The sequence below is a fragment of the Methylobacterium phyllosphaerae genome, from assembly GCF_001936175.1.
Taxonomy (GTDB): domain Bacteria; phylum Pseudomonadota; class Alphaproteobacteria; order Rhizobiales; family Beijerinckiaceae; genus Methylobacterium; species Methylobacterium fujisawaense.
Genome location: NZ_CP015367.1, coordinates 3,308,781 through 3,335,162, shown reverse-complemented (window position 1 = coordinate 3,335,162; position 26,382 = coordinate 3,308,781). Strand labels below are relative to the sequence as shown.

General features: G+C 71.1%; 17 protein-coding genes. 8 read left to right on the top strand and 9 right to left on the bottom strand.

Going from position 1 to position 26,382, the window contains the following annotated elements; all coding sequences use genetic code 11:
* Positions 1-119 precede the first annotated feature (119 nt).
* From MCBMB27_RS15100 to MCBMB27_RS15070, 7 genes are all read right to left on the bottom strand, one after another.
* Positions 120-1,226: a microcin C ABC transporter permease YejB gene (locus tag MCBMB27_RS15100; protein ID WP_043350022.1), complete on the bottom strand. Its 1,107-nt coding sequence runs from the start codon at positions 1,224-1,226 to the stop codon at positions 120-122.
* 4 nt (positions 1,227-1,230) lie between these two features.
* Positions 1,231-3,030, bottom strand: a complete 1,800-nt coding sequence (locus MCBMB27_RS15095; RefSeq protein ID WP_236953002.1) for an extracellular solute-binding protein — start codon at positions 3,028-3,030, stop codon at positions 1,231-1,233.
* A 62-nt stretch (positions 3,031-3,092) separates the two neighbouring features.
* On the bottom strand, positions 3,093-5,006 hold the full coding sequence (locus MCBMB27_RS15090; RefSeq protein ID WP_083683563.1) for an extracellular solute-binding protein: 1,914 nt from the start codon (positions 5,004-5,006) through the stop codon (positions 3,093-3,095).
* Between the two features lie 149 nt (positions 5,007-5,155).
* Positions 5,156-7,240 carry a hypothetical protein gene (locus MCBMB27_RS15085; RefSeq protein WP_075380784.1) on the bottom strand — a complete coding sequence of 695 codons (2,085 nt, stop codon included), beginning with the start codon at positions 7,238-7,240 and terminating at the stop codon, positions 5,156-5,158.
* A 214-nt stretch (positions 7,241-7,454) separates the two neighbouring features.
* Positions 7,455-10,274 (bottom strand): DUF4159 domain-containing protein, encoded by a 2,820-nt coding sequence (locus MCBMB27_RS15080; RefSeq protein WP_075380783.1) that lies wholly within the window; start codon positions 10,272-10,274, stop codon positions 7,455-7,457.
* A gap of 7 nt (positions 10,275-10,281) precedes the next feature.
* The gene (locus MCBMB27_RS15075; RefSeq protein WP_075380782.1) at positions 10,282-11,193 is read right to left on the bottom strand and encodes a DUF58 domain-containing protein; all 912 of its coding nucleotides are present in this window, start codon (positions 11,191-11,193) and stop codon (positions 10,282-10,284) included.
* A gap of 103 nt (positions 11,194-11,296) precedes the next feature.
* Entirely contained in the window at positions 11,297-12,301 is a 1,005-nt protein-coding gene (locus MCBMB27_RS15070; protein WP_043381190.1) for an AAA family ATPase, read from the bottom strand.
* A 356-nt stretch (positions 12,302-12,657) separates the two neighbouring features.
* Here MCBMB27_RS15070 and MCBMB27_RS15065 point away from each other — a divergent pair, with 356 nt between their 5' ends.
* The 5 genes from MCBMB27_RS15065 (at position 12,658) to MCBMB27_RS15045 (ending at position 20,266) form a co-directional block, all read left to right on the top strand.
* Positions 12,658-15,804 (top strand): rhamnan synthesis F family protein, encoded by a 3,147-nt coding sequence (locus MCBMB27_RS15065; RefSeq protein WP_075380781.1) that lies wholly within the window; start codon positions 12,658-12,660, stop codon positions 15,802-15,804.
* Between the two features lie 19 nt (positions 15,805-15,823).
* Complete coding sequence (locus tag MCBMB27_RS15060) at positions 15,824-17,356, top strand: glycosyltransferase family 2 protein (RefSeq protein WP_075380780.1); 1,533 nt, start codon at positions 15,824-15,826, stop codon at positions 17,354-17,356.
* Positions 17,357-17,539: 183 nt separating this feature from the next.
* Positions 17,540-18,043 (top strand): cupin domain-containing protein, encoded by a 504-nt coding sequence (locus tag MCBMB27_RS15055; protein ID WP_043349987.1) that lies wholly within the window; start codon positions 17,540-17,542, stop codon positions 18,041-18,043.
* A gap of 140 nt (positions 18,044-18,183) precedes the next feature.
* Positions 18,184-19,323 carry an acyltransferase family protein gene (locus tag MCBMB27_RS15050; RefSeq protein WP_083683560.1) on the top strand — a complete coding sequence of 380 codons (1,140 nt, stop codon included), beginning with the start codon at positions 18,184-18,186 and terminating at the stop codon, positions 19,321-19,323.
* Positions 19,313-20,266, top strand: coding sequence for a phosphatase PAP2 family protein (locus MCBMB27_RS15045; RefSeq protein ID WP_075380779.1), 954 nt, complete (start codon positions 19,313-19,315; stop codon positions 20,264-20,266). The genes MCBMB27_RS15050 and MCBMB27_RS15045 overlap by 11 nt, the downstream gene beginning before the upstream one ends.
* A 7-nt stretch (positions 20,267-20,273) precedes the next feature.
* On the opposite strand, the gene MCBMB27_RS15040 is transcribed toward MCBMB27_RS15045, so the two are convergent.
* Positions 20,274-21,539, bottom strand: coding sequence for an FAD-dependent monooxygenase (locus MCBMB27_RS15040; RefSeq protein ID WP_043758941.1), 1,266 nt, complete (start codon positions 21,537-21,539; stop codon positions 20,274-20,276).
* A 99-nt stretch (positions 21,540-21,638) separates the two neighbouring features.
* Here MCBMB27_RS15040 and tesB point away from each other — a divergent pair, with 99 nt between their 5' ends.
* The 3 genes from tesB to MCBMB27_RS15025 all read left to right on the top strand — a co-directional run bounded on the left by tesB (position 21,639) and on the right by MCBMB27_RS15025 (position 24,757).
* Positions 21,639-22,538 (top strand): acyl-CoA thioesterase II, encoded by a 900-nt coding sequence (gene tesB, locus MCBMB27_RS15035; RefSeq protein WP_078947062.1) that lies wholly within the window; start codon positions 21,639-21,641, stop codon positions 22,536-22,538.
* A gap of 299 nt (positions 22,539-22,837) precedes the next feature.
* Positions 22,838-23,176, top strand: coding sequence for a P-II family nitrogen regulator (locus tag MCBMB27_RS15030; RefSeq protein WP_010683623.1), 339 nt, complete (start codon positions 22,838-22,840; stop codon positions 23,174-23,176).
* 81 nt (positions 23,177-23,257) lie between these two features.
* On the top strand, positions 23,258-24,757 hold the full coding sequence (locus tag MCBMB27_RS15025; protein WP_043381174.1) for an ammonium transporter: 1,500 nt from the start codon (positions 23,258-23,260) through the stop codon (positions 24,755-24,757).
* Positions 24,758-24,912: 155 nt separating this feature from the next.
* On the opposite strand, the gene MCBMB27_RS15020 is transcribed toward MCBMB27_RS15025, so the two are convergent.
* Positions 24,913-26,082: a phosphoserine transaminase gene (locus MCBMB27_RS15020; RefSeq protein ID WP_053609039.1), complete on the bottom strand. Its 1,170-nt coding sequence runs from the start codon at positions 26,080-26,082 to the stop codon at positions 24,913-24,915.
* Positions 26,083-26,382 lie beyond the last annotated feature (300 nt).

Below are 26,382 nucleotides of genomic sequence, written 5' to 3'. Positions count from 1 at the left end.
GCCGGCGTATGCGTGTTGAAGGGGTCTGGGTCGGGGTGAATCTTTTCTGTCCCGCGTGATGAGGAAGAAATTTCAGCGATCCGTATCCTTTCGTATGGTGTGGGCGCCCTGGAAAATCTTCACGTCGCCCGCGCGGAGAAGTCGATCCGCGGGTCGATCCAGACGTAGATCAGGTCGGAGAGCAGGTTCACCGCGAGACCGAGCAGCGAAAAGATGTAGAGGGTGGCGAACACCACCGGATAGTCGCGCCCGACGATCGCCCGGAACGACAGCTCGCCCAGGCCGTCGAGGGAGAAGATCGTCTCGATCAGCAGCGAGCCGGTGAAGAAGGCCGAGATGAAGGCCCCGGGGAAGCCCGCGATCACGATCAGCATGGCGTTGCGGAACACATGGCCGTAGAGCACGCGCCGCTCGGAGAGCCCCTTCATCCGTGCGGTGAGCACGTACTGCTTGCGGATCTCGTCGAGGAACGAGTTCTTCGTGAGCAGGGTCGAGGTTGCGAAGGCGCCGATCACCAGGGCGGTGAGCGGCAGCACCATGTGCCACGCGTAGTCGGTCACCTTGTGCCAGGTCGAGAAGCTCTCCCAGCCCTCGCTGGTCAGCCCGCGCAGCGGGAACCATTGGTAGAACGATCCGCCGGCGAAGAGGATGATGAGCATCAGTCCGAACATGAAGCCCGGGATCGCGTAGCCGATGATCACCACGAAGGAGGTCGCGCGGTCGAACTGCGTGCCGTCCGCCACCGCCTTGCGGATGCCCAGCGGGATCGAGATCGCGTAGGACAGGAGCGTCATCCACAGGCCGAGCGAGATCGAGACCGGCAGCCGCTCCTTGATCAGCTGGATGACGGTGACATCGCGGAAGTAGCTGCGTCCGAAATCGAACCGGACATAGTCCCAGAGCATCTTGGCGAAGCGCTCGGGTGCAGGCTTGTCGAAGCCGAACTGCTTCTCGAGCTTGGCGATGAATTCCGGGCTCAACCCTTGAGCGCCGCGATAGCGGGAGCTGGCGTCGCCGCCACCGCCCGACGGCCGGCTGGCACCGCCGAGGTCGCCCGATCCGCCGGTGACACGGGACATGGCTCCGTCGCGCTGCCCCTGGAGCTGCGACAGAACCCGCTCCACCGGGCCGCCTGGGGCGAACTGCACGATCGTGAAGGTGATCAGCATGATCCCGAACAGGGTCGGGATCATCAGGCCGATGCGGCGCAGGATGTAGGCGAGCATGGCGTCAGTCCCGGCCGATCCGCTTGGCCTTGTCGGCGTCGAACCACCACGTTCCGGGGGCGCCGAGATCGTATTTCGGCGGCGTGGCCGGGCGGCCGAACACGTCCCACAGGGCGAGGCGGTGGGTCGAGGCGTACCACATCGGCACCCAGTAGCGCCCGGCCCGCAGGACCCGGTCCAGGGCCCGGCAGGCGGTGGTCAGGTCCGCCCGCGACGTCGCGTCGGCGACGGCGGTGAGCAGCGCGTCGATCGCCGGGTTGGCGATCCCCGAGAGGTTGTTGGAGCCCGCGGTCCCGGCAGACCGGGAGCCGTAGGTCTCGCGCAGCTCCGCGCCGGGGGTGAGCCCGCTGCTGTAGCGGCGCGGCGTGACGTCGAAGTCGAAATCCTTGAGCCGCGCCTGGTACTGGGACGGGTCGACCGTGCGCAGGCTCGCCTTGATGCCGAGCAGGCCCAGGTTGCGGATGAACGGCTGCGTGACCGCCTGGAAGACCGGATCCTCATCGAGGAACTCGAGGGTCAGGGGCTGGCCGCCGGGCAGCATGAGGCTGCCACCCTGGCGGGTACAGCCGGCCTCCCGCAGGAGCGCGTCGGCGCGCTTGAGCAGCGCCCGGTCCTGGCCGGACCCGTCGGAGACCGGCGGCGTCCAGGCCTCGCCGAATACCTCCGGCGGCAGGTCCTTGAACGGCTCCAGCAGGGCGAGTTCCTCGGCCGAGGGCTTGCCGGTCGCCTTGAGGTCGGAATTCTCGAAGAACGAGGCCGTGCGCGTGTAGGCGCCGTACATCAGGTTGCGGTTTGACCATTCGAAATCGAAGCACAGGCCGATCGCCTCGCGCACCCGCGGGTCGCGGAACGCCGCGCGGCGGGTGTTGATCCACCAGCCCTGGGTGCCGCTCGGCCGGGCATCCGGCACCATCTCGCGGACCACGCGAGCCTCGGTCATCGCCGGGAAATCGTATCCGGTCGCCCAGACCCGGGCGGTGAACTCCTCGCGGAACGTGAAGGCGCCGCTCTTGAACGCCTCGAACGCCACGGTGCGGTCGCGGAAATACTCGTAGCGGATCGCGTCGAAATTGTTCTGGCCGACATTCACCGGCAGCTCGGCGGCCCAGTAATCCGGCACGCGCTCCAGGCCGATGGACCGGCCCGGATCGACCGTGCCGACCCGGTAGGGCCCGGAGCCGAGGGGCGCGTCCAGGGTCGAGGCCTCGAAGTCCCGGCCGGCGTAGTAGGCGGCGGAGAAGAGCGGCAGCTGCGCGACGAACAGCGGCAGGTCCCGGGCGCGGCCCGGCTCGAAGGTCACCACCAGTCGCCCGTCGCCCTCGGCCCGGGCATCGGTCATGGGCCGGATCACCTCGGCAATCTCGGGGTGGCCCTTGTCGCGCAGGAGCTTGAGGCTGAAGGCCGCGTCCCGCGCGGTCAGCGGCGAGCCGTCATGGAACCGCGCCTGCGGGCGCAGGGCGAAGGTGTAGGTCAGGCCGTCCGGACTGACCGTGACGGCGCGCGCCACCAGCCCGTAGAGGGCGTCCGGCTCGTCGAGGGCCCGGACCATCAGGCTGTCGAAGGTCAGGGGCATGCCGGCGGCCCCGTCGCCGCGCAGCACGTAAATGTTGAGCGTGTTGAAGGTGTTGAGCGACTGGTTTCCTGTCGTCGCGGCGAGCTGCGCCGAGAAGCGCCCGCCGCGCGGTGCCATCGGGTTCACGTAGTCGAAATGCGCGAAGTCGGGTCCGTATTTCAGCTCGCCGAAGCTGGACAGGCCGTGGCGCTCGGCGGCGTCGGCCGCCTTGGCGCGGCGCCACGGCGGCATCGCCGCCAGGGCGCCGGCGCCGAGGACCAGCCCGCGCCGGGTCGGCAACCCGGGACCGCCCGTCAACGGGGCGCCCCGGTCTTGGTGGCCAGCTTCTCGTCGTACCACCACGTCGTCGGGAAGCCGGAGCTGGCATAGAGCGGCAGGATCGCCGGGTGGCCGAACCGGTTCCAGCGCAGCGTCCGCTGCTGGTCGGAAGACCATTGCGGGACGACGTAATCGTGCGCCAGGAGCACGCGGTCGAGGGCCCGCGTCGCCGCGATCACGGTGTGCCGGTCCTTGGCGAAGATCACCTTCTCGATCAGGGCGTCGATGCCGGGATCCTTGATCCCGATCAGGTTGCGCGAACCGGGCTTGTCGGCCGCCGCCGCGCCCCAGTACTCGCGCTGCTCGTTGCCCGGCGAGAGCGACTCGCCCCACGACGTCGTGGTGACATCGAAATCGAAGTTGCGGATGCGGTTCTGGTATTGGGCCTGATCGATCACCCGGAGGGTGGCGTCGATGCCGATCAGCTTCAGCTGCGCGGAGAACGGCAGGATCACGCGCTCGAACGTGTTCTGGAACTCCAGGAACTCGACGGTCAGCGGCTCGCCGGTCGCCTTGCTGACCATCTTGCCGCCGCGCAGCTCGAAGCCGGCCTCGCGCAGCAGGCCGACGGCCTCGCGCAGGTTCTTGCGCACCGCCTCCGGGCCGTCGTTGATTGGGTTGGCGTAGGGCGTGGTGAAGACGGCAGGCGGGACCTTGTCCCGGACGCTCTCGAGGATCGCCTTCTCCTCGCCCTCCGGCAGGCCCGATGAGGCGAGTTCCGAGCCGAAGAAGTAGGAGTTGATGCGCTTGTACAGGCCGTAGAACAGGGCCTTGTTCATCTCCTCGTAGTTCATCGCGAGGTTGAAGGCCCGGCGGACGCGCGGGTCCTTGAACTTGTCCCGGCGGGTGTTGAACGCGAAGGCCTGCATGATGCCCATGCCGCGCTCGGGGAAGGCCTCCTTGATGAGCCGCCCCTCCTTCACGGCCGGGAAATCCTCATAGGCGGTCGCCCAGTTCCGGGCGATGTTCTCCACGCGGAAGTCGTAGAGATCGCCTTTCAGCGCCTCGACCAGCACGGTGCCGTCGCGGAAATACTCGTAGCGCTCGGTGTCGAAGTTGTAGCGCCCGGCATTCACCGGCAGGTCCTTGCCCCAGTAGTCGGGGACGCGGGTGTAGGTCGTGGTGCGGCCCGGCTCGAACTTCGCGAGCCGGTAGGGGCCCGAGCCGAGCGGCGGCTCCAGGGTGGTCTCGGTGACGCTGCGCGGCTTGCCGTTGGCGTCCTGGGCGGTCCACCAGTGCTTGGGCAGGACGCGCAGCTGCCCGATCACCTGCGGCAGCTCGCGGTTGCCGGTCTCCGTGAAGGTGAAGGTCACCTCGCGCGGCCCGGTCACCGCGGCCTTGGCCACGGTCTGGTAATAGGCGGCGTAGAACGGGCTGTTGGCCTTCAGCACGTCGAAAGACCAGACCACGTCCTCGGGGGTGATCGGCTTGCCGTCATGCCAGCGGGCGTTTTCGCGCAGCCGGTACGAGACCGAGCCGAGATCGGGGGCGATCCGCACAGCCTCGGCGAGCAGGCCGTAGGAGGTGAACGGCTCGTCCGAGGACTCGGTCATCAGCGAATCGTAGATCTGCTGGATGCCGTTCTCGAGGTCGCCCTTCAGGCCGGCGACGACGATGTTGAAATTGTCGAAGCCGCCCTGGGCCCCGAACCGGACCATCCCGCCCTTGGGCGCGGCCGGGTCGGCATAGTCGAAATGCTTGAAGTCGGGGCCGTATTTCGGCTGGCCCATCAGCGTGATCGCGTGGGTCCACTGGCCGTTGGCGGCCGGCAGGGTGGCCGGCGTCGACGGCATCGCGACCGGTTCCTGCGCGTGGGCCGGACCGAGCTGGAGGCAGGCGAGGAGGAGCGTCGCGGCGAGGAGGCGTCCAGTCACGGTCTGCGCTGTCACGGGCAGGCTGTCTCCGTTGCATCGGGCCCGCGCGGGCGCGGACAACTCGAAATATCAGGGGGTCATAGGACGCGGGCCGCCATCCGTCGACCATGCGGGGCCGTACGCCGCCCGGCGCGAGCGACGGCCATTCCCCATCCGAAGGCCTGTCACGCCGCCCGGCCCCGTCTGCCCTCGACCAGCCACATGGCGAGCAGGGCGGCCGCCAGGGCGGCCAGCGCCGCGAGGCCGAGTGCCAGGGGATAGACCTCGACGCCGCGGATATTGGCGCTGTCGCTCGGCCGGAAGCCGATCCAGTCGCTGCCCGCGAGGCGGCCGCCGCGCACCAGGGCGAGGCGTGGCACCTGGATGCCGCCGCCGGCCTCGGCGACCCGGCGCACCGAGCCGCTCGATCCGTCGGCCACGGCCTTCAGGCGCTCGGTGTCGCTGAACACGTCGGCGAGTTCGCGCGGATTGGCCGGGCCGACGCTCACGAAGGCCACGAGGTTTCCCGAGCGCAGCGTGTGCAGCCCCAGTGTTTCCGCATCGAAGGTCGCCGTGAACAGACCCGGTTCACCGGGCTTCAAGGTGAGGGTCGTCACCTTGCCCGTGGGACCGGTGACGGTGACCGGCTCGGCCTGGTCCGCCATGGTCTGGCGCTCCACCCGGACCTCGCGGCCGCGTCCGGTGGTCTGCGCGCGCAGCGCCTCCTCCTCCAGGGCCGGCTCCTTCATGAGCCAGTGGCCGAGGCGGCGCAGCAGATCCAGATACGGCCCGCCCTCCTGGTAGCCCCGGGCCCACAGCCAGGCGTGGTCGGACAGGAGCAGGGCGACCCGGCCCTTGTCCTCGCGCGAGAGGGCGAGCAGCGGCAGCCCCTCGGCCCCCGACAGGATCGGCTGGATGCCGGGGCGGGTGCGCGCCTCCACGATGCGCAGCCAGTCGCCCCAGGCGGGCGGGTTCGCATCCGAGCCCGGGAGGGCGCGGGTCACCGGGTGGCGCTGGCCGACCTGCGTCGGCGTCGCCTTGTAGGGCTTCTCGACCACGCGCCCGTCCGGGTCGCCCGGCAGGATCCCGGCCAGCCGGGTGCGCGCCAGGCTCGCCGGTCCGGCGAATTCGGGCCCGGCCGCGATGAGGAGTGCGCCGCCCTCGCGGACGTAGCGGACGATGTTGTCGAAATAGGCCTGCGGCAGCACGCTCTGATTGGCGTAGCGGTCGAAGATGATCAGGTCGAAGTCCTTGATCTTCTGGACGAACAGCTCGCGCGTCGGGAAGGCGATCAGGGAGAGTTCCGAGATCGGCGTGCCGTCCTGCTTCTCCGGAGGGCGCAGGATGGTGAAGTGGACGAGGTCGACATTGGCGTCCGACTTCAGAAGGTTGCGCCATGTGCGCTCGCCCTGGTGCGGCTCGCCGGAGACGAGGAGCACCCTGAGCTTCTCGCGGATCCCCTCGATGGGCAGGACCGCGCGGTTGTTCACCGTGGTCAGCTCGCCCGGCAGCGGCTCGACCTCGATCTCGACGACGTTCGGGCCGCCATGCTCGATGCGCAGGTTGAGGGAAAACGGCTTGTCGGTGGCGACGTCCCGCCGGCCGATCTCCTCGCCGTCGCGGCGCACGGTGACGACGGCGTGGCCGGTCCCGCCGCGCTCCATGACCTCGGCGCGGATCGTCAGATCCTTGCCGACGATGCCGAAGCGGGGCGCCTCCAGGAGCTTGATCTGCCGGTCGCGCTCGTCCGGATGACCGGTGACGAGGACGTGGAGCGGCGCCTTGATGCCGAGCTGCGCCAGGGAGGCGGGGATGTCGTGCACCACGCCGTCGGTGAGCATCACGATCCCGGCCAGGCGTTCCGGCGGCACGTCGGCGAGGGCCTGGCTCAGGGCCGTGAACAGCTTGGTGCCGTCATCGCCGTCCTTGGAATCCGGTACGTCGATGAAGCGGGGCTCGATGTCGGTGAGCGCACCGAACCGGCGCTGCAGCTCGGCACGGACCGCGTCGGTCATCTGCGGCCGGTCGCCCAGGGCCTGGGATCCGGACCGGTCGACCACGATGGCGGCGACGTCCTTCACGGGCTCCCGGTCCTCGCGCACCAGCGCCGGGTTGGTGAGCGCTGCCAGAACGAGAGCGAGGACGAGCACGCGCAGCAGAGCGGTCCGGCCCCGGGCCAGGACGGCGAACACCGCCAGGACGACGACGATGACGCCCAGGACGGCGATCGCCGGCCAGGGCAGGAGGGGGGTGAAGCTGAGGCTCAGCATGATGGTCCGGCCTCCGGGATGCGTATGCGGGACGAGGCGGTCGACCGATCAAATCCCCTCATCCTGAGGCGCCGCGTCAGCGGCCCCGAAGGAGGGCTCCAGGGATCGCCGAGACCTCTGGAGGGCTCCTTCGAGGCGCCCGCTGCGCGGCCGCACCTCAGGACGAGGACGATGGATGGGAGCACGGGCGGCCTTGGGAACGTCGCGACGGTCGTCACTGCCCCAGCCGCTCCAGCAGCGCGGGCACATGGACCTGATCCGCCTTGTAGTTGCCGGTGAGCGTGTACATCACGATGTTCACGCCGCCCCGGAACGCCATCTCGCGCTGGCGCTGGTCACCGCCCACGACGGGATAGAGCGGCTCGCCCCGACGCCCCACCGCCCAGGCGGCGGCGAGGTCGTTGCTCGTGATGATGATCGGGCTCACGCCGTCGCCGGCCCGGGCGGGACGGCGTTCGACGCCATCGGCGGCCGGTGGCAGAGCCTCCACCCAGGTCTGGCCGGTGGCGTAGCGACCCGGAAAGCTGTCCACCAGGTAGAACGCCTTGGTCAGCACGTGGTCGAGGGGCACCGGCTCCAGCTCCGGGACCTCGAGCGTCGCCAGCATCTTGCGGAGATACGCGGCCTCCGGGGTGGGCGGACCGCCAGGCCGGGCGGTGAGCCCGTCCCGGGTGTCGAATAGGACGGTCCCGCCGTTGCGCATGAACGCGTCGATCTTGCGGATCGCCACGTCCGAGGGCTGCGGCCGGTTCGGGGCGATCGGCCAGTAGATCAGCGGGTAGAAGGCCAACTCGTCCTTGGCCGGATCGATGCCGGCGGGCTCACCCGGCTCCAGGGCGGAGCGCGCGGCGAGCATCTGGGTCAGCCCGGTGAGGCCGGTCCGGCTCGCCTCGTCGACGGCGGCGTCGCCCGTGATCACGTAGGCGAGGCGCGTGACCAGTGCCGATTCGACGCCGTTCGGCCGGTTGGCCGGCGGCTCCTCGGCCTGGGCAGGGCGCACCGGCAGGGCGGCGAGCAGGAGCAGGGCGCCGAGAGCCAGAGCGGCCGGCCGCCCGCGGAGGCGAGCCACCAGGCCGCCGCGACGCAGGAAGCCGCCGAGCCACAGGCCCGCCAGTGTGTCGAGGGCCAGCAGAAGCAGCGCCAGGGTGAACAGGCTCGGTCGCAGGTCCAGGGTCTCGGCGCCCGCCAGGGATCCGAACCGGGCGCCGTCGAGGGCTGCGGCGTCGAGGGGCTTCAACCGATCATCCGGTTTCAGGGCGTTCACGCTGATGCCTCCGTCCGGCGGGCCGTAGAAGCCCGGCGGATGCTCAAGGGTCGCCCGGTCGACGTAGTCGGCCGACACCGCGGTGGCCGAGGCCGGCGGCGAGCCCAATGCGCCGAACCCGTCGAGGGTCACCCGCGGGGCGAGCACCGGCGCGGTGGCCCGGGAAGGATCCCCCTGCACCGGCGCCGAGGCGCCAGCCAACGCCACGACGCGTCGGAGCATGTCGATGAACAGGCCCGAGAGCGGAAGGTTCGACCACGTCGTGTCGGCGGTGACGTGGAACAGCACGATCGTGCCCTGGCCGCGCTTCTGCGCGGTGACGATCGGGGTGCCGTCCTGGAGGGAGGCCCAGGTCCGATTCGGCAGGTCGCCGTCCGGCTCGGCCAGGATCTGGCGGCGCACGCCGATATCGGCCGGCGGCGTCAGGCCCGCGAAGGGGCTCTCGGGCGGGAACGGCGCCAAGGTCTTGGGGCTGTCCCACGAGAGGGTGCCGCCGAGCGTCCGGCCGCCCCGGCGCAACCGCACCGGCACCAGCGGATCGTTGCCGGCAGCGAGCCGCGGGCCGGCGAAGCGCAGCAGCATCCCGCCCTCCTTCACGAAGCTCTCGATCCGGGCGGTGGTCTTCTCGTCCAGCGCGCCGACATCGGCCAGAACGAGGACCGAGACCTGATTGTCGAGGAGCTGGTTGATCGACTCGGCGATCCCCTTGGCGCCCCGCGGCTCCTGAACGTCCGCGAAGGGCTGGAGCGCCCGGGACAGGTAGTAGGTCGGCGCCAGCAGGGGCTGTGCCTGGTCGAGGGTGCCGCCGAAGACGAGGCCGACCCGGCGCCGCTTGCCGCGCTCGTCCTGCAGCACCACCGCGCCGGCCGAGCGCTCGCCCGCGATCTCAAGCCGGCTGATGCTGTTGCGCAGCTCCACCGGCAGCTCGAAGGTCGCGTCCGCCTCGGTGGCGTCGGCCGCGAAGGCGAAGTCGCGCTCGGCGAGCGGCAGGCCCTTCTGGTCGAGCGCCCGGATCAAACCGGTATCGCGCCCGTTCGGCGCGGCCCGCAGGGCGTGCGTGACGAGCTTGCCGGCGTTCTCGGTGGCGGTGAGGGCCAGGGCCGGCGGCCTGTCGGCGCGCAGCACCGTGAGGGCGGCGCCCTTGTCGCCGGCGAGATCGGCGAGACCCTTTGCGAAGCGCGTATCGTTCGCGCCGGCGACGCCGTCGCTGATCCAGACGAGGGCGGCACCCCGGTTCTTGTCCAGGAACGTCTCGATCGTGGCGAGATGCGCGTCGCGGGCGGGGAGGATCGGGCGCGGCGCCAGGGCGCGCAGACGCTCCAGGGCGGCGGCCGGCGTCTTCGCCTCGAAGGCCGATGGCGCGTCGGCGAGCCCGATCACCGCCACCGGACGGCCGTCACGGGCCGCGCCCTCCACGGCGTCGGTGGCGACGCGCAGCCGGTCGCGCCAGTCGTGGGCGGCGGGGAAGCCGTTGTCGAGGAGCACGAGGAGGGCGCTGCGGCCGCCTCCGGCCCCGATGCCCCCGGCATTCCAGACCGGGCCGGCCACCGCCAGGATCAGGGCGGCGGCGATCAGAAGCCGGAGGATCAGCAGCCAGGGCGGCGTCCGCGCCGGGGTCTGCCGCTGCGGCATCAGGTCCGCGACGAGCTTCAGCGGCGGGAAATTGATCCGCCGCGGGCGCGGCGGGGTCACCCGCAGCAGGAACCACAGGGCCGGCAGGCCGATCAGGGCGGCGAGCGCCAGCGGGGCGGCGAAGGTCAGACCCAGCATGGCGGCCTCACTCCGTGCCGCGGGCGGCGATCAGCGTGGCGAGCCGCAGGGCCGCCTCGCTCGCCGGCCGGTCCGTCCGATGGATCGTCAGCGTCCAGCCCTGGCCGCGGGTGATCGCCGCAAGGGCGGCCCGGTGCTCGGCGATCCGGGCGCGGTAACGCGCGCCCCAGGCATCGGCGTCGCCGATATCGAGGCTGAGGCCGCCCTCCAGATCGTGCAGGACCGCCTGCCCGGTGAAGGGGAAGGTCTCCTCGATCGGGTCCACCACCATCAGGAGATGGCCGCGGCTGCCGCGGCCGGCGAGGTTCTGCACGGCCGCGGCGATCCGGTCCGGCGCGGTCAGAAAGTCGCCGATGAGCACCACCTCGTCGAAGCGGGCGGGATTGGCACGGGGCGGCAGGTCCTGGGTGAGGCCCGCAGGGTCGGCCACCAGCGCCTGGGCCAGACGCTCGACGATCCCCCGCGACGCGCTTGCACGGGTCAACCCGAGGAGGCCCACCCGCTCGCCGCCTTCGACGAAGGCGTCCGCCAGGGCCAGACCGAGGACCAGAGCCCGCTCGATCTTGGACGCCGACGCGAGATCGGAAACGAAGCCCATCGAGGCCGAGCGGTCGATCCACAGCCAGATGTTGTGGGCGGCCTCCCATTCCCGTTCGCGCACGTAGAGCCGGTCGTCCCGGGCCGAGCGGCGCCAGTCGACCCGGGCGGCGGCCTCGCCGGTGACGAAGGGGCGGAACTGCCAGAAGCTCTCGCCCGGCCCGGCCCGGCGGCGGCCGTGGAGGCCGTGGGCGAGCAGGCTCGACACGCGCCGCGCCTCCAGGACGAGGCGGGGCAACTTGTCGGAGAGGGCGGCCGCGCCCTCGCTCTCGCGCCGGCCGGGGCTGCGCCTGCCCGCGTCGAGGGCGTTCGTCGCCACCATCGTCAGCGCAGTCCTTCGGCGGGGTTCCGCGCTGACGACGGCTTTGGACCACGCATGTTCTTCACGTTCGCCGGCATCCGCCTCACTCGATACTGCCGAAGGCTCAGAGCTTCTCCGCAAGCTTGGCGATCAGGCCCTCGATGGTCTCGCCGTCGGCGCGGGCGGTGTAGCTCAGCGCCATGCGGTGCTTGAGCACCGGCTCGGCCAGCGCCTTCACGTCGGCCACGGAGGGCGCGACCCGGCCCTCGATCAGGGCCCGGGCGCGGGCGGCGAGCGTCAGGGCCTGGCTGGCGCGGGGGCCCGGCCCCCAGAGGAGCTTGTCCTTCACCAGGGCGTCGCCGCTATCCGGCCGGGCCGCGCGGACGAGGTCGAGGATCGCCTCGACCACGGCCTCCCCCACCGGCAGCCGGCGCACGAGGCGCTGGGCGGTGAGCAGCTGCTCGGTGGACATCACCGCGCGCGGCCGCGCCTCGTCGACGCCGGTGGTCTCGATCAGGATCCGCCGCTCGGCGGCGCGGTCGGGATAGCCGACGTCGATCTCCAGAAGGAAGCGGTCGAGCTGCGCCTCGGGCAGGGGGTAGGTGCCCTCCTGCTCGATCGGGTTCTGCGTCGCCAGCACGTGGAACGGCCGCGGCAGGTCGTGGCGGGCGCCCGCCACCGAGACGTGGCCCTCCTGCATGGCCTGGAGCAGGGCCGACTGCGTACGCGGGCTCGCCCGGTTGATCTCGTCGGCCATCAGGAGCTGCGTGAAGACCGGCCCCTGCACGAACCGGAAGGCGCGGCGACGCTCGGCATCCTCCTCCAGGATCTCGGTGCCGAGGATATCGGAGGGCATCAGGTCCGGGGTGAACTGCACGCGCCGCGCGTCGAGGCCCAGCACGGTGCCGAGCGTCTCCACGAGCTTGGTCTTGGCCAATCCCGGCAGGCCCACCAGCAGCCCGTGGCCGCCGGCCAGGATGGTCACGAGGGCGAGATCGACGACCTTCTCCTGGCCGAAGATCACCCCGTGGATCGCCTCGCGGGCCGCGCCGACGGCAGCGAGGCAGCTCTCCGCGGTCGCCACGATGCCGTCGTCGAGGGTCGTGGCCGGGCTGATCCCCTGCGTCATGCCGCTATCCATCTCCTGTCCGGAGCCCCGCGGGACCCCTCTGGCCATTCCGACAAGTGTGGGGCTTCTGGTGCCGGGCTGGCAAGGTCGGGATCGCCGCACGCCATCGTCGCACGATTTTGCCCGGATGCTTCGGTCCGCGGCGCCGCTATCGCAGCGTGGACCCGACACCACAACCCGAAGCGAAACCGCCTCCCCGGGCGCAGGTCTTGGCGTCGGCGACCGGGACCTTTAGGAAGACGCCCAAGCCGAGGCGGTCCTCACCCGCGACCGCCGGGCCGGCCGAACCCTCTGATGTCTCTCGCGGATCGCGGCGTGGGCAGCTTTGCGGGCTTCCCGCGTATCCGGACCTGACCATGCGCCTTCGAGATGTGTTCGTCGTCGGATCGTCGGAGAAGGCCGGCCTCGCCGGTGCGGCGCAATCCCTCGCGCGCCCGCTGACCCGGCGCCTGAAGCGCCGCCGCCGCAGCGAGCCCCGTCAGGCGGACCTCGTCCGCGCGGTCAAGGAATCCGGCCTGTTCGATCCGGCCTGGTACGCGCGGCGCTATCCCGACGTCGTCGGCGAGGGACTCGATCCCGCGCTCCACTACGCGGTCCATGGCGGCCGCGAGGGCCGCTGGCCGCACCCGCTGTTCCACGGCGATCTCTACCTCGATTCCGTTCCTGGCCTCCGGGCCGAGGGCATCAACCCGCTGCTCCACTATATCGACCGCGGCGCCGCGGCGGGTCTCCGGCCCAACCCCCTGTTCGATCCGGACTGGTACGCGGCGCGCTATCTCGGTGGCGCCGAGCACCGCGCCCGGGCGTTCTCCGATTTCCTGTCCCGGTCCGACACCGACCCGTCGCCGCTGTTCGACACCGCCTGGTACCTGTCCCGCTACCCGGATGCCCGCGCGGCCGGCGGCAACGCCCTCAGCCACTTCTTCGAGACCGGCCGGAAGCAGGGCTACCTGCGCAACCCGGAGGAGTTCGCCGGCCTGTCCCGGCATGTCGACCTGATCCGCCGGTCGGGCCTGTTCGACGCGGCGTTCTACCGGGCGCGCTGCCCCGAGGCGGAGACCAGCGGGCTCGAGCCGCTGGAGCACTACGTGATGGCCGGCGGCTACCGCCGCTACGCGCCCCATCCGCTGTTCGATCCCGACTGGTACGCGGCGCAATCCGCCGCGGTCCGGGCCGACAGCCTCAACCCCCTGGTCCACTACCTGGAGCACGGCGCCGCCGAGGGGCTCGATCCCGGGCCCTGGTTCGACACGCGCTGGTACGCCGAGACCTACTTGGCGACCCGCGCGGCCGACGACGCGGCCGGGCAGAACCCGCTGGCGCATTTCCTCGCCGATGGCGGGCGCACGACGAGCCCGTCGCCGCGCTTCGACGCGCCCTGGTACCGCGCCCGCTACCCGAAGGTCGCCGCGCTGGGCCTCAACCCGCTGGTCGACTACGTCACCACCGGCCTGGAGGCCGGCCGCCTGACCCGCCGCGTCCCCGGCGCCGCTGTGCCGGAAGCCTCCGACGCGCGCCTCTCCTGCCTGAAGCGCACGGCCCGCCGGCACGGCCGCACGGCCCTGTTCATCACCCACTGCCCCGAGGGGCGGATCCGCGGCCATGTCGAGCCCTACCTGAGGGCCTTCGCGGAGAACGGGACCGACCTCGTCCTGATCATCGCCGCCGACCAGCACAAGAACGCCGTGCCCCAGGCGATCCTGGATCTCTGCGCCTCCGTCTATCTCCGCGAGAACCGCGGCTTCGACTTCGCCGCCTGGGCGCATGTCCTCCTGGAGGACACCGATCTCCTCGATTCCGAGACGCTCTACCTCGCCAACGACAGCCTCGTCGGGCCCCTCGACCGCGCCGACTTCGCCGGCCTGCTCGCCAAGATCGACGCCTTCCCGGAGGCGGTGATCGGGCTCGCCGACAATTTCTACTACAGCCACCACCTCCAGAGCTTCTTCCTGGCCCTGAAGAAGCGCTGCCTGTCCTCCTACGCGTTCAGCCAGTTCCTCCAGGCCGTGGCGAACTGGCCGGATAAGAACGCGGTGATCACCGAGTGCGAGCTGACCTTCTCGGGACGGATGCGCGCCGCCGGCCTCGGCATGCGCAGCCTGTTCTCGGCCCAGAACAAGCACATGTCGCTGGTCAACGACCCGCGCAACAACCGCACCCTGTTCGACTGGGAGAACATGCTGGCCCAGGGCTTCCCGTTCGTGAAGCGCTCGCTGCTGGGCGAGCACGCCGCGATCGGCGGGGCGGCGGTGCGGGAGGCGATCGCCGAGCGCGGCTTCGACCTCGACCGGCTCGACGTGACCTACACGTATCCGGGCGGCAGGGTCTGGGCGGACCTGCGCAAGCCCCAGGCGCCGGAGCGGCCGCTGCGCGTCGCCTTCGTCTCGCCGATGAACTACGCCAACGGGCTCGGCGTCGCGGCCCGCAGCTACGCCCGCGCCCTGCACCGCGCGCCCTTCGCGCTGAACGTCCACCCGATGGAGCGGCCGTTCCACGTCCATGCCCGGGTGGCGCCCGCGTGGCAGGCCCGGACCTTCTCGGGGCCCGCGGACGTCGCGCTGGTGCACTTCAACGGCGACAGCTGGCACTCGCTGATGAGCGACCGGCAGCGGGCGATCGCCGCGGCGGCGCGGCTGAAGATCGGGCTGTTCGTCTGGGAGACCTCCCACGTGCCCGGCGGCTGGCTGCCCACCGTCGACGGCCTCGACGCGATCTGGGCCCCCACGGAGTTCTGCGCGGCGATCTTCCGGCAGATCACCGACATCCCGGTCGACGTCGTGCCCTACGTGGTCGAGAACGAGGCCGGCGAGCCGGCGAGCGCCGCCGCCAAGGCGAACCTGCGCAAGGCCTTCGCCATCGACCCGTCCAAGCGGGTGATCCTCTACGCCTTCGACGGCTCGAGCTATCTCGCCCGCAAGAACCCGCACGCCCTGATCCGGGCCTTCCGGGCGGCCGGGCTCGGGCAGGCGGGTTGGCAACTGGTGCTGAAGACCAAACACGTCTTCGACCTGCCCGAGGAGGGCAAGAAGCTCCTCGACCTCGTCGGAACGGCGGGCGACGTGGTGGTGATCGACCAGCCGCTCTCCCAGAACGAGCTCGGCGCACTGTTCGACCTCTGCGCGGTCTACGCCTCGTCGCACTCCTCGGAGGGCTTCGGCCTCACGATCGCCGAGGCGATGGAGATGGGCAAGGTCGTGGTCGCCACCGATTACGGCGGCTGCCGCGACTTCCTCGACGCCACCTGCGGCTTCCCCGTGAAGGCGGAGGTCACGGCCCTCGACCAGACCTACGGCCCGTATCTGCGCGGCGCCGAATGGGGCCAGGTGGACGAGGCGGACCTCACCCGGGCCCTCAACGACGCGGCCCGGGCGGTGACCGGCGGCGACGCGGCCCGGATCGGCGCCGCCGCAAGGGCGCGCATCCGCGAGCGGCTGTCCATCGGCGCGGTGGCGACCGCTATGGAGGCGAGCCTGACCCGCCTGCTCGCCGCCGAACGGTCCTGATTCCCCGGAGACGCGACCCGTGTTGAAGAAGAAGCCGGTTCCGGCCCCGTCGGCCTCGTGGGGCACGCTCCCGTGGCCGGACGCGATCCTGCCGCTGCCCCTCGACGCGCAGGTCCGTCCCCTCGACGAGCGCCGGCTCGGCCAGATCGCGGCCGGTCAGATGCCCGCCTGCCGGGCCGTGTTCGTGGCTCCCGCAGCCTCCGAGCTGTGCCCCGACCTCGTGGCGCATCTCACGCGCGCGATGGCCGAGCGGCCCGATATCGGCATCTTCTACGGCGATGACGCCGTGGTGGACGGCGCGGGTCAGGTCCGCAGCGTCTATTGCAAGCCGACCTTCAACCCGGCCCTCCTCATGGCCGACGATTATATCGGCTTCCCGCTCCTCATCCGGGTCTCGGCCCTGGCCGGTCTGAGCCCGGATTTCGGGAAGCGCCACGGCAGTGCCGCGTGGTTCCGCGTCCTGCTCGGCGCGATCTCCGCCGGGATCGGCATCGACCGGATCCCCCAAACGCTGATCGCCTCGCCGCTGCAGCGCCCGAAGGCGACGCGTACGGCCCGCGCCCACGCCCTCGACCGGTGGTTCGACGCGTCCGGCATGCCCCTGCGCGCCGCCCCCGGGCTGACCGCTGACACGCTGGAGATCCGCCGGACCCTCGACGCGCGGCCCAGCGTGACCCTGGTGGTGCCGACCAACCAGAGCCGCCCGAAGGACGATCAGGGCCGCGTCGTGGAGGGCGCCAAGCCGCATGTGATCAACCTGCTCGACAGCCTCGGCCGCAGCACCTACCCGGCCGACAGGATCCGCGTGCTGATCGGCGACGACGTGGCCGACGACGCGATCTATCGCGGGCGCTCCGACCGGTTCGCCGTGACCCGCCTGCTGACCACCCGGGCTCCGGGGGAGCGGTTCAACTACGCGGCCAAGATGAACACGCTCTGGCGCGCGGCCGAGACGGATCTCGTCATCCTGATGAACGACGATCTCGTCGTGCGCCGGCCCGGCTGGATCGAGGCGCTCCTGGCCTTCGCGCTGGACCGCGGCGTCGGCGGGGTCGGCGGCCGGCTGCTGTTTCCCACGGGCAAGATCCAGCATGCCGGCATGACCGGCGGCATCTTCGACGTGTTCGCCCACCCCTGGTACAACCGGGACGCGGCCGAGCCGACCTACGGCGACTGGGCCCTGACGCAGCGCGACTGCTCGGCGGTGACCGGCGCGCTCTTCGCCACCCGCAAGGCGGTGCTGGAGGCCGTGAACGGCTTCGACGAGGCCTTCGCCCTCGACTTCAACGACGTCGACCTGTGCCTGAAGATGCGGCAGCTCGGCTACCGCATCGTCTACACGCCGTTCGCCGAGATGGCGCATCACGAGAGCGCCTCGCGGCAGACCAGCTTCGCGCCGGGCTCGCAGATCGCGCGCTTCCTGCGCCGCTGGGGCGACGTTATCGCGGAGGATCCGGCCTACAGCCCGCAACTGCGCATCGACACCGATGTCGTCGCCCCGCGGGCCGACGCGACGCGCTGGATCACGGAGCGCCGGGCCGACGCGGCCTGAGCCGGATCGCACGGGCGGCCCGGGCCGCGTCCGCTCCGGCGCGGGCGCATTAAGGACGACCCAAGAAGATCTTGGGGTTGTGCTGGAACAGGGTCGCCCGAGCCGCTACCCCTGCGCGGGCAATGCGCGGATAGTCTTGTCTTCGCCTGAAAGCGGGCCGCGCGCCGAGGTGCGGAGCTGACCGTGAAGAAGTTTCTCGTCGCCGCCGCCATCCTGCCGGTTCTGGTCGGCGCCGGCGCCTTCGCCGAGATCCGGCTGCACGAGCAGGGGCGTCCCGTCGCCAGCACGGCGATCCGGCCCGGCGGGGCCGCCTTTGCCCCGGCGCCGATCCCGGCGCACTGGGTCGTCGCGGGCGATCCGGTCACCGAGGTCGCGGAAGTCGCGCAGACCCATGACGGGAGCGCGCAGGTCTACCTGTGGCGCACCACGGCCAGCACGTTCCGCTGGACCCACCACGCCGACGAGATCGTCACCATCCTCGACGGCGAGGTCTTCATCACCGACGCGGATGGCCGGCGCCATCACCTGACGCCGGGCGACGTGGCGCATTTCCCCGTGGGATCCGTCCAGCTCTGGGAGGTGCCCCGGACGCTGCTGAAATCGGCGATCCTCAAGCATCGCAGCCCGACCCTGATCGAGGCGTCCCTGCGCTGGCTGCGCCGGGCCCGCGCCCTCGTCACCGGCTGAGATCAAGGCGCGGCCCGCCGGTGCGTCCCGACGCGCGGCGCTGCGCGGGCGCCGTCGAGGGTGGATTCCGCAAGCGGGTGATACGGCTTGCTAAAGCATGGCGCGGCATCATCCGGTTCCCGATGCCGCGAACCGATCTCATGGCCCGACACCGCGACACGCAGCTCGACGCCGCGCGCGGCCTCGCCGTGCTGCTGGTCCTCTTCGGCCACCTCCTGCAGCCCGTCTTCTACGGCCCGTCGGGGCCCAACCCGGGGCCCGCCCTCGCGGTCTGGCGGGTCATCTACGCCTTCCACATGCCGTTCTTCTTCCTGCTCTGCGGGATGGTCGACCGGGTCAGGGGGGATGAGGATATCGCCGCGGCGAGCCTCTCCGCCCTGAAGCTCGTCCTCACGGCGCTGGCGTTCAGCACCCTCGCGCTGATCCCGCCGCTTCTCGACGGCACCGTTTCGCCGGGGAGCGCACTCCTCGACATGCTGCGCGGCCGTGACCTCAGCCTGAGCGTGCTCTGGTTCCTGGTCGCCCTGGGGCTGGTGCGGGTGGTCTACGCCGCCGCGCTCGCCCTGGCCTTTCCCCATGCCTATTGGGTCGTTCTGGGCGCCGCCCTGGCCGTGTCCTGGATCTGCAGCGCGCAGGCCTTCCCGTTCTGGCAGATCCACGCGCTCCTCGGCGCCCTGCCGTTCTACGTCGCGGGCCGGCGTCTCGGCCGGCGCGCGCTCGACGCGTCCGCGCTGCTCGGCGTCTGCGGTCTGGCCGTGCTCCTCCTCTGCGCGCCGCGGAACTTCGTCCATGTCGCGACGGGGCAGTACGGCAACCCGGCGCTCTTCGCCGTCACGGCCGTGGCGGGCTGCGGGTTCATGCTGGCGGTCGCGGACCGGCTGCGCGGTCCGCCGCGCGCGGTGGCGGCCTTCCTGGGGCGGACGAGCTTCGATCTCTACATCGTCAGCGGCGCCTTCCTGCTCCTGGCGCCGTATCGTCCGGACTGGGACAGGTGGGGTCTTCTGGTGCTGCTGGCCGCCGTCGGTCTGCCGCTGCACCTGCTGGCGGCCCTGTCGCTGCGAGGGCCGATCCGGGCCGTCCGCAGGGGCGCCGAGGGCGTGGTCGACGGGCTGGCCGGCCGATGGCGCCTGCGGGCCCGGATCGACGCGACCGGATCGACGCGGCGAAGCCGGGCTTTTCCGATGCGGATCCTTAAGACTTGTGCGGGACCATCCCCGGCCAGTCCGGCCTCAAGACCTTCGATGACAGCGCCACACGCGATCGGCCCCGATGTTCGCTGAGCGCCCCCGCGGCCGCGTCGGCAGCTGGCCTCTGATCGCCGCCATGCTGGTCGCGACCGGCGTCTGGATGGCGATCGCCGGGCTGCGCTTCGCCTGGGACAGCGCGCTCGTCACCCTCGGCGCCTGCCTGGGCCTCGAAGCCCTGGCGCTGGTCTATCGCACGCGCCGTCCCGAACCGCGCATCGCGGCCACGCTCGACGGCCTGGCGCAGGTCATCGCCTTCAGCGCCTGCGCGGCCGCCCTGTCCTACGCCGTGGCGAGCACCGGCGGGCCGCTCTGGGACGCGACCTTTTACGCCTGGGACCAGCGGCTCGGTCTGGACTGGCGCGCCTACCTGGCCTTCGTGGACGGCCATCCGCGGCTCGGGCTGGTGCTCTCGCTCGCCTATCGCAGCCTGATCCTGCAGACCATGCTGGCGGTCATCCTGCTGGGCTTCAGCGGCCGGTTGCGGGCCCTGCAGGACTTCGTCCTCGCCTTCGCCATCGCCGGGACCGTGACGGTCCTCATCTCGGCGCTGACGCCAGCTATGGCGAACTTCGAGTTCCTGGGACTGTCTCCGGCAGACTTCCCCCAGCTGGAGCCGGCCGCGGCCGACGTCCATGTCGCGGATCTGACCGGCCTGCGCGACGGCACGCTCCGGACGATCTCCCTCGATCGTGTCGAGGGCATCATCACGTTTCCGAGCTTCCACGCGGCTTTGGGCGGCCTCTACATCTGGGCCTTCTGGAGCGTGCGCGCGGCGCGGTTCCCGGCCCTCCTCGTCAACGCCCTTCTCATCGCCGCCACGCCGATCGACGGGGGGCACTACTTCGTCGACGTGATCGCCGGACTGGTCGTCGCCGCCCTGGCGATCTGTGCCGCGCGGGCTCTCGGGGGGAGGTGGGCCCCGGAGGCCGACCGCCCGCTCGTCTCCGGGTCCGGTCCCGCTCCGGAGCGGGCCTGACGCCCGCTCAGAGCGCTTCGCCCCGCATCAGACGCGGCCGCGATCCGCGCGCGGCCGCGGCCTCGCCGATGAAGAAGCGCTTGAGCCCCGGCAGCCGGTCCACGATCCCGAGGCCGAGGTCGCGGGCGAGGCGCAGCGGCAGGGCGTCGTTCGAGAACAGACGGTTCAACCCGTCGGTGGCCGCCGCCATGGCGAAGCTGTCGAAGCGCCGGGCGCGTTCGTAGGCGCGCAGCACGTCGGGTCCGCCGGGATCGAGCCCGAGACGCAGCGCCTCGGTCACGGCCTCGGCCAAAGCCGCGGCATCCGCGAGCCCGAGATTGAGGCCCTGGCCGGCGATCGGATGGATCACGTGGGCGGCATCGCCCAGCAGGGCGAGACGCTCGGCCCGGAAGGCACGGGCGATGCCGAAGGCCAGGGGATGCCGGCTCGGGCCGTGCTCCAGCGCGAGGGTCCCGAGATCCAGGGTGAACCGCCGCTCGATCTCGGCCAGCACCTCGTCGGGCCCGCCGGACAGCAGGGCCTCGGCGTCGTCCGAACGCTCGGTCCAGACGATGGAGGAGCGGTGCCCCAGGGGGCCGCCGTCCCGCAGTGGCAGGATCGCGAACGGGCCGGCGGGCAGGAAATGCTCGACGGCGCGTCCCCCGTGCGGCCGGGCATGGCCGATCGTCGCCACGATGCCGACCTGCGGGTAGGACCAGCCGACCCAGCCGATCCGCGCCGCCTCGCGCAGCCGCGAGCGCGCCCCGTCGGCGGCCACCAGCAGATCGCCCCGCAGGGTCTCGCCGGTCGTCAGCACCGCACCGATCGCCGCACCCTCCGGCACCGCGCGCACGACCCCCGCGGCGACGATCGACACCCCCGCCCCCCGGCAGGCCTCCGCCAGGGCTTCGGCCAGCGGTTCCGCCTCGATCATGTGGGCGAAGGGTTCGCCCGGGTCGCGGTCGTCCTCCGCCTCGCGGCCGAAGGTCAGGAAGACGGGCCGCACCGGGTCGGCGAGGCGGCTGTCGCTGATGACCATCTCGGTGATCGGCTCGGCCGCCTCCGCGACGCGGGGCCACAGGCCGAGGCGGTCGAGCATCCGCCGGCCGCCCGCCGCGAGGGCGTAGGCGCGGCCGCGATGCCGCCCGGGATCGGCGCGGCCCGGATCGATCACCGTCACGGCGAGCGCCGGTCCATGGGCCTGCTTGAGCGCCAGGGCCAGGGCGAGGCTGGGCAGGCCGCCGCCGGCGATCAGGAGGCGGCGGCTGCCGGGTCGGGGCGTCTCGGCCGTCATCGTGGCGGATCTCCTTGGGTCGCGCATGTGGGACGCGTGGATTGGTGCATTCGAAAAGCCTATGTCGCACGCGGACAACGAACGGAAACCCCGCGGGTCATGACCGACGCCAACACCGACGCGATGACGGATGCCGTCGCCGAGCTGATCGCCATCCTCGATCTGGAGCGCCTGGAGGTCGACCTGTTCCGCGGCCAGAACCCCAAGACGGGCTGGCGGCGGGTCTTCGGCGGGCAGGTGGTGGCGCAGGCGCTGGTCGCCGCGACCCGGACGGTGCCGGACGACCGCCCGGCCCATTCCCTCCACGCCTACTTCCTCCTGCCCGGGGACCCCCGGACGCCGATCGTCTACGAGGTCGAGCGCATCCGGGACGGACGGAGCTTCACGACCCGTCGGGTCAAGGCGATCCAGCACGGGCGGGCGATCTTCGCCACGACCGTCTCCTATCAGGTCGTGGAAGAGGGCCTGACGCACCAGCCGGCGATGCCCGCGGTGGCCGGACCGGAGGGTCTCCTCGACGGCAAGGCCCTGGCGGCCGCCGGCGGCACCGGGATGCCGGAGGCGATCGCGGCCTATTTCGGTCGCGAGCGGCCGATCGCCCTGCGGCCGGTCGACCTGAACCGCTACCTGCCCGCGGGCGCGGGCGGCCGGGCCCCCGACCCGATCTTCAATGTCTGGCTGCGCGCGGCCTCGGCGCTGCCGGACGATCCGGCGCTCCACCGGGCCGTGCTGGCCTACGCCTCCGACATGACCCTGCTCGACGTCTCGCTGATCCCGCACGCCCGCTCGGTGTTCGATCCGGCGATCCAGGCCGCGAGCCTCGACCACGCGCTCTGGTTCCACCGGCCCGTCCGGATCGACGACTGGCTCCTCTACGCGCAGGACAGCCCGGTCGCGGGCGGCGCCCGCGGCTTCGCGCGGGGTCAGATCTTCGACCGGGCCGGCAACCTCGTGGCCTCGGTCGCCCAGGAGGGTTTGATCCGCCCGATCCGGGATTAAAACGCGATCCGGCGCGTGCGTTGCCGATCCGCAACATCGCTGTGTGCACGGAATCGTGCAGTTTGCCTTATCGTTGTGCGGCTCCTGCGCCGGGTCTGCCCGGGATGTGATCGATCCGGGCTAATCGATGGGCAGAATGACGATCCGCGAAAATGTTCCCAGCCAAGCGCGACTGGCATAGTCCTTGAATAGCGGCTTGCGACCGCGGGTCATCCCGAGCTTGCGGATGGTCCGGGCCGGGCCATCCCGCAGTCGGGTGACGGCAACGGTTCCCAAGGACTTCGAAGGGGGCGTCGCCCATGAAAATCGTGATGGCCATCATCAAGCCGTTCAAGCTCGAGGAGGTGCGCGACGCGCTCACCGGAATCGGCGTCCACGGCCTGACGGTGACGGAAGTGAAGGGCTATGGCCGCCAGAAGGGCCACACCGAGATCTACCGCGGCGCGGAATACGCGGTGAGCTTCCTGCCCAAGCTGAAGATCGAGGTCGCCGTCGCCTCCGACCTGACGTCCAGCGTGATCGACGCCATCGCCGGGGCTGCCCGCACCGGCCAGATCGGCGACGGCAAGATCTTCGTGATGCCGCTGGAGAAGGCGGTGCGCATCCGGACCGGCGAGACCGACGCCGACGCCCTCTGATCCGCGGCCCGGCGCGTCCGGGCCCGCCGATGTCGAGACCTTCTGACACAACACGGATTTAAGACCGGGAGCCACGTGCCCATGAAACTTCGTCATGCCCTCATGCTCGGCTTGGGAGGGGCGGCCATCGCCGCCCTCCTGATCGAGCCCTCCCTCGCACAGACGCCGACCCCGGAAGCCGCTTCGCCGCCGCCGTCGCCGATCCCCAACAAGGGCGACACGGCCTGGATGATGATCTCCTCGGCCCTGGTGCTGATGATGAGCATCCCCGGCCTCGCGCTGTTCTACGGCGGCCTCGTGCGCACCAAGAATATGCTGTCGGTGCTGACCCAGGTGTTCGCGATCGTGTCGATCGTCGGCCTGCTCTGGGTGTTCTACGGCTACAGCCTCGCCTTCACCAACGGCGGCGGCCTCAACGACTTCGTTGGCGGTCTCTCGAAGGCCTTCCTGAAGGGCATCGACGCGAACTCGACGGTGGCGACCTTCTCGAACGGCGTCGTGATCCCGGAATACGCCTATCTGTGCTTCCAGATGACGTTCGCCATGATCACGCCCGCGCTGATCGTCGGCGCCTTCGCCGAGCGGATGAAGTTCTCCGCGCTGGTGGTGTTCACGATCCTCTGGGTCACGATCATCTATTTCCCCATGGCCCACATGGTCTGGTACTGGGCCGGCCCGGACGCCGTCGGTAACGCCGCCAAGGCGCTGGCCGCCGCCACCGACGACGCCTCGAAGGCGACCGCCCAGGCGGCCCTCGACGCGGTCAACAAGGATGCCGGCTTCCTCTTCCAGAAGGGCGCCCTGGACTTCGCCGGCGGCACCGTTGTCCACATCAACGCGGGCATCGCGGGCTTCGTCGGCTGCCTGATCATGGGCAAGCGCATCGGTTACGGCCGCGACCTCCTCGCCCCGCACTCGCTGACCATGACCATGATCGGCGCCTCCCTGCTGTGGGTCGGCTGGTTCGGCTTCAATGCCGGCTCGAACCTCGAGTCCAACGGCACCGCCGCGCTGGCGATGCTCAACACCTTCGTGGCGACCTGCGGCGCCGCGGTGGCGTGGCTGTTCGCCGAGTGGGCGCTCAAGGGCAAGCCGTCGCTGCTCGGCATGCTGTCGGGCGCGGTCGCCGGCCTCGTGGCCGTCACCCCGGCCTCCGGCTTCGCCGGCCCCATGGGCTCGATCGTGCTCGGCCTCGTCGCCGGCGTGGTCTGCTTCGTGATGTGCTCCACCGTGAAGAACGCGCTGGGCTACGACGACTCCCTGGACGTCTTCGGCGTCCACTGCGTCGGCGGCATCCTGGGCGCGCTCGCGACCGGCATCCTGGTCGATCCGAACCTCGGCGGCGTCGGCATCCCCGACTACACCTCGAAGCCGGGCGAGCTGGCGGTCGGTGCCTACGACATGGTGAGCCAGGTCATCATCCAGGCGGAGGCGGTCGGCCTGACGCTCCTGTGGTCGGGCCTCGGCTCGGCGATCCTCTACAAGCTCGTCGACGTGACGATCGGCCTGCGTGTCACGCAGGAAGAGGAGCGCGAGGGCCTCGACATCGCCGATCACGGCGAGCGCGCCTACAATTACTGAGATGGGACGGCGCGGCCCTGCGGGGCCGCGTCCAGGCAAACGAAAACCCCGGCTCCGAAAGGGCCGGGGTTTTTTACGTCAGGCCGTCATCGCTTCGCTGCGCCGCGCTCGCGATGACGATGCGGGGCTGCGACCGGGCATCGACCCCGACGCTTTTACGCCGCCCGCGTCAGCGCCGCCTTCTCCTCCGCGAAGGCCCAGTCGAGCCAGGGCGTCAGCGCCTCCAGATCGGCGGTCTCCACGGTGGCGCCGCACCAGATCCGCAGGCCCGCCGGGGCGTCGCGATAGGCGCCGATGTCGAGGGCGACTCCCTCGCGGTCGAGGCGCTCCACGATCCCCGCCGCGAAGGCCGAGACCGCCGCATCGCCCCGGGCGAGCACGTCCGGATCGGCGATCACGAGGCAGACGCCGGTGTTGGAGTAGGTGGCGGGATCGACGGCCAGCGGCGCGATCCAGGGCGTCCGGGCGACCCAGTCGTAGATCGCCCGGGCGTTGGCGTCGGCCCGCGCGTGCAGCGCCGGCAGTCCGCCGATCCGCTCGGCCCAGTCCAGGGTGTCGAGGTAGTCCTCCACCGCCAGCATCGAGGGCGTGTTGATCGTGTCGCCCTTGAAGATGCCCTCGATCAGCTTGCCGTCCTTGGTGAGGCGGAAGATCTTCGGCAGCGGCCAGGACGGCGTGTGGCTCTCCAGCCGCGTCACGGCGCGGGGCGAGAGGATCAGCATGCCGTGCGCCGCCTCGCCGCCCATCACCTTCTGCCAGGAGAAGGTCACGACATCGAGCTTGTCCCAGGGCAGGGGTTGGGCGAAGGCCGCCGAGGTCGCGTCGCAGATCGTCAGGCCCTCGCGGTCCGCCGCGATCCAGTCGCCGTCCGGCACCTTCACCCCGGCCGCGGTGCCGTTCCAGGTGAAGACCACGTCGCTCCGCTGGGTGTCGATCGCCGCGAGGTCCGGCAGGATCCCGTAGGGCGTCTGGTGGATGCGGGGCGCGATCTTGAGCTGCTTCAGCGCGTCGGTGACCCATTCCTTGCCGAACGCCTCCCAGGCGGCGACCTCGACGGGCTTCGGCCCGAGCATCGTCCACATCGCCATCTCGACGGCGCCGGTGTCGGAAGCCGGCACGATGCCGATCCGGTACCCGGCGGGCACCTGCAGGACGGACCGCGTCAGGTCGATGGCCCGGGCGAGCTTGGCCTTGCCGAGGGGCGAGCGGTGCGACCGGCCCAGCGCGGCGTCGGCCAGGGCGGCCGGGGACCAGCCGGGCCGCTTGGCGCAGGGGCCGGAGGAGAAATGAGGCACGCGCGGGCGCTGCGTGGGGCGGCTGGTCATGACGGATCCATCCTTGCAGAGGGACGCTCCTCCGCGGGGAGACGTGTCCCGGCTCGCGCATGCGCCGAAACCCGCCGGCTTGCAAGCGCTTGTTCCGTCAGCAGTCTTCGCGTCGGTGCCCCTGCCCGGGACAATGCGTCGAGACGCGGGGAACAGTCGATTAATCCAGGCCCGTTAGCCTTAATGCGGTGCCGCGTTGCGTTTGAGGTGCGCCGATGTCTTTCCACAGCGCCGCGATATTGGCGATTTGGTCAGTTCTTCTCTTGGTTATTGGGGCCTTAATACCCCGCGTCGTGCTGG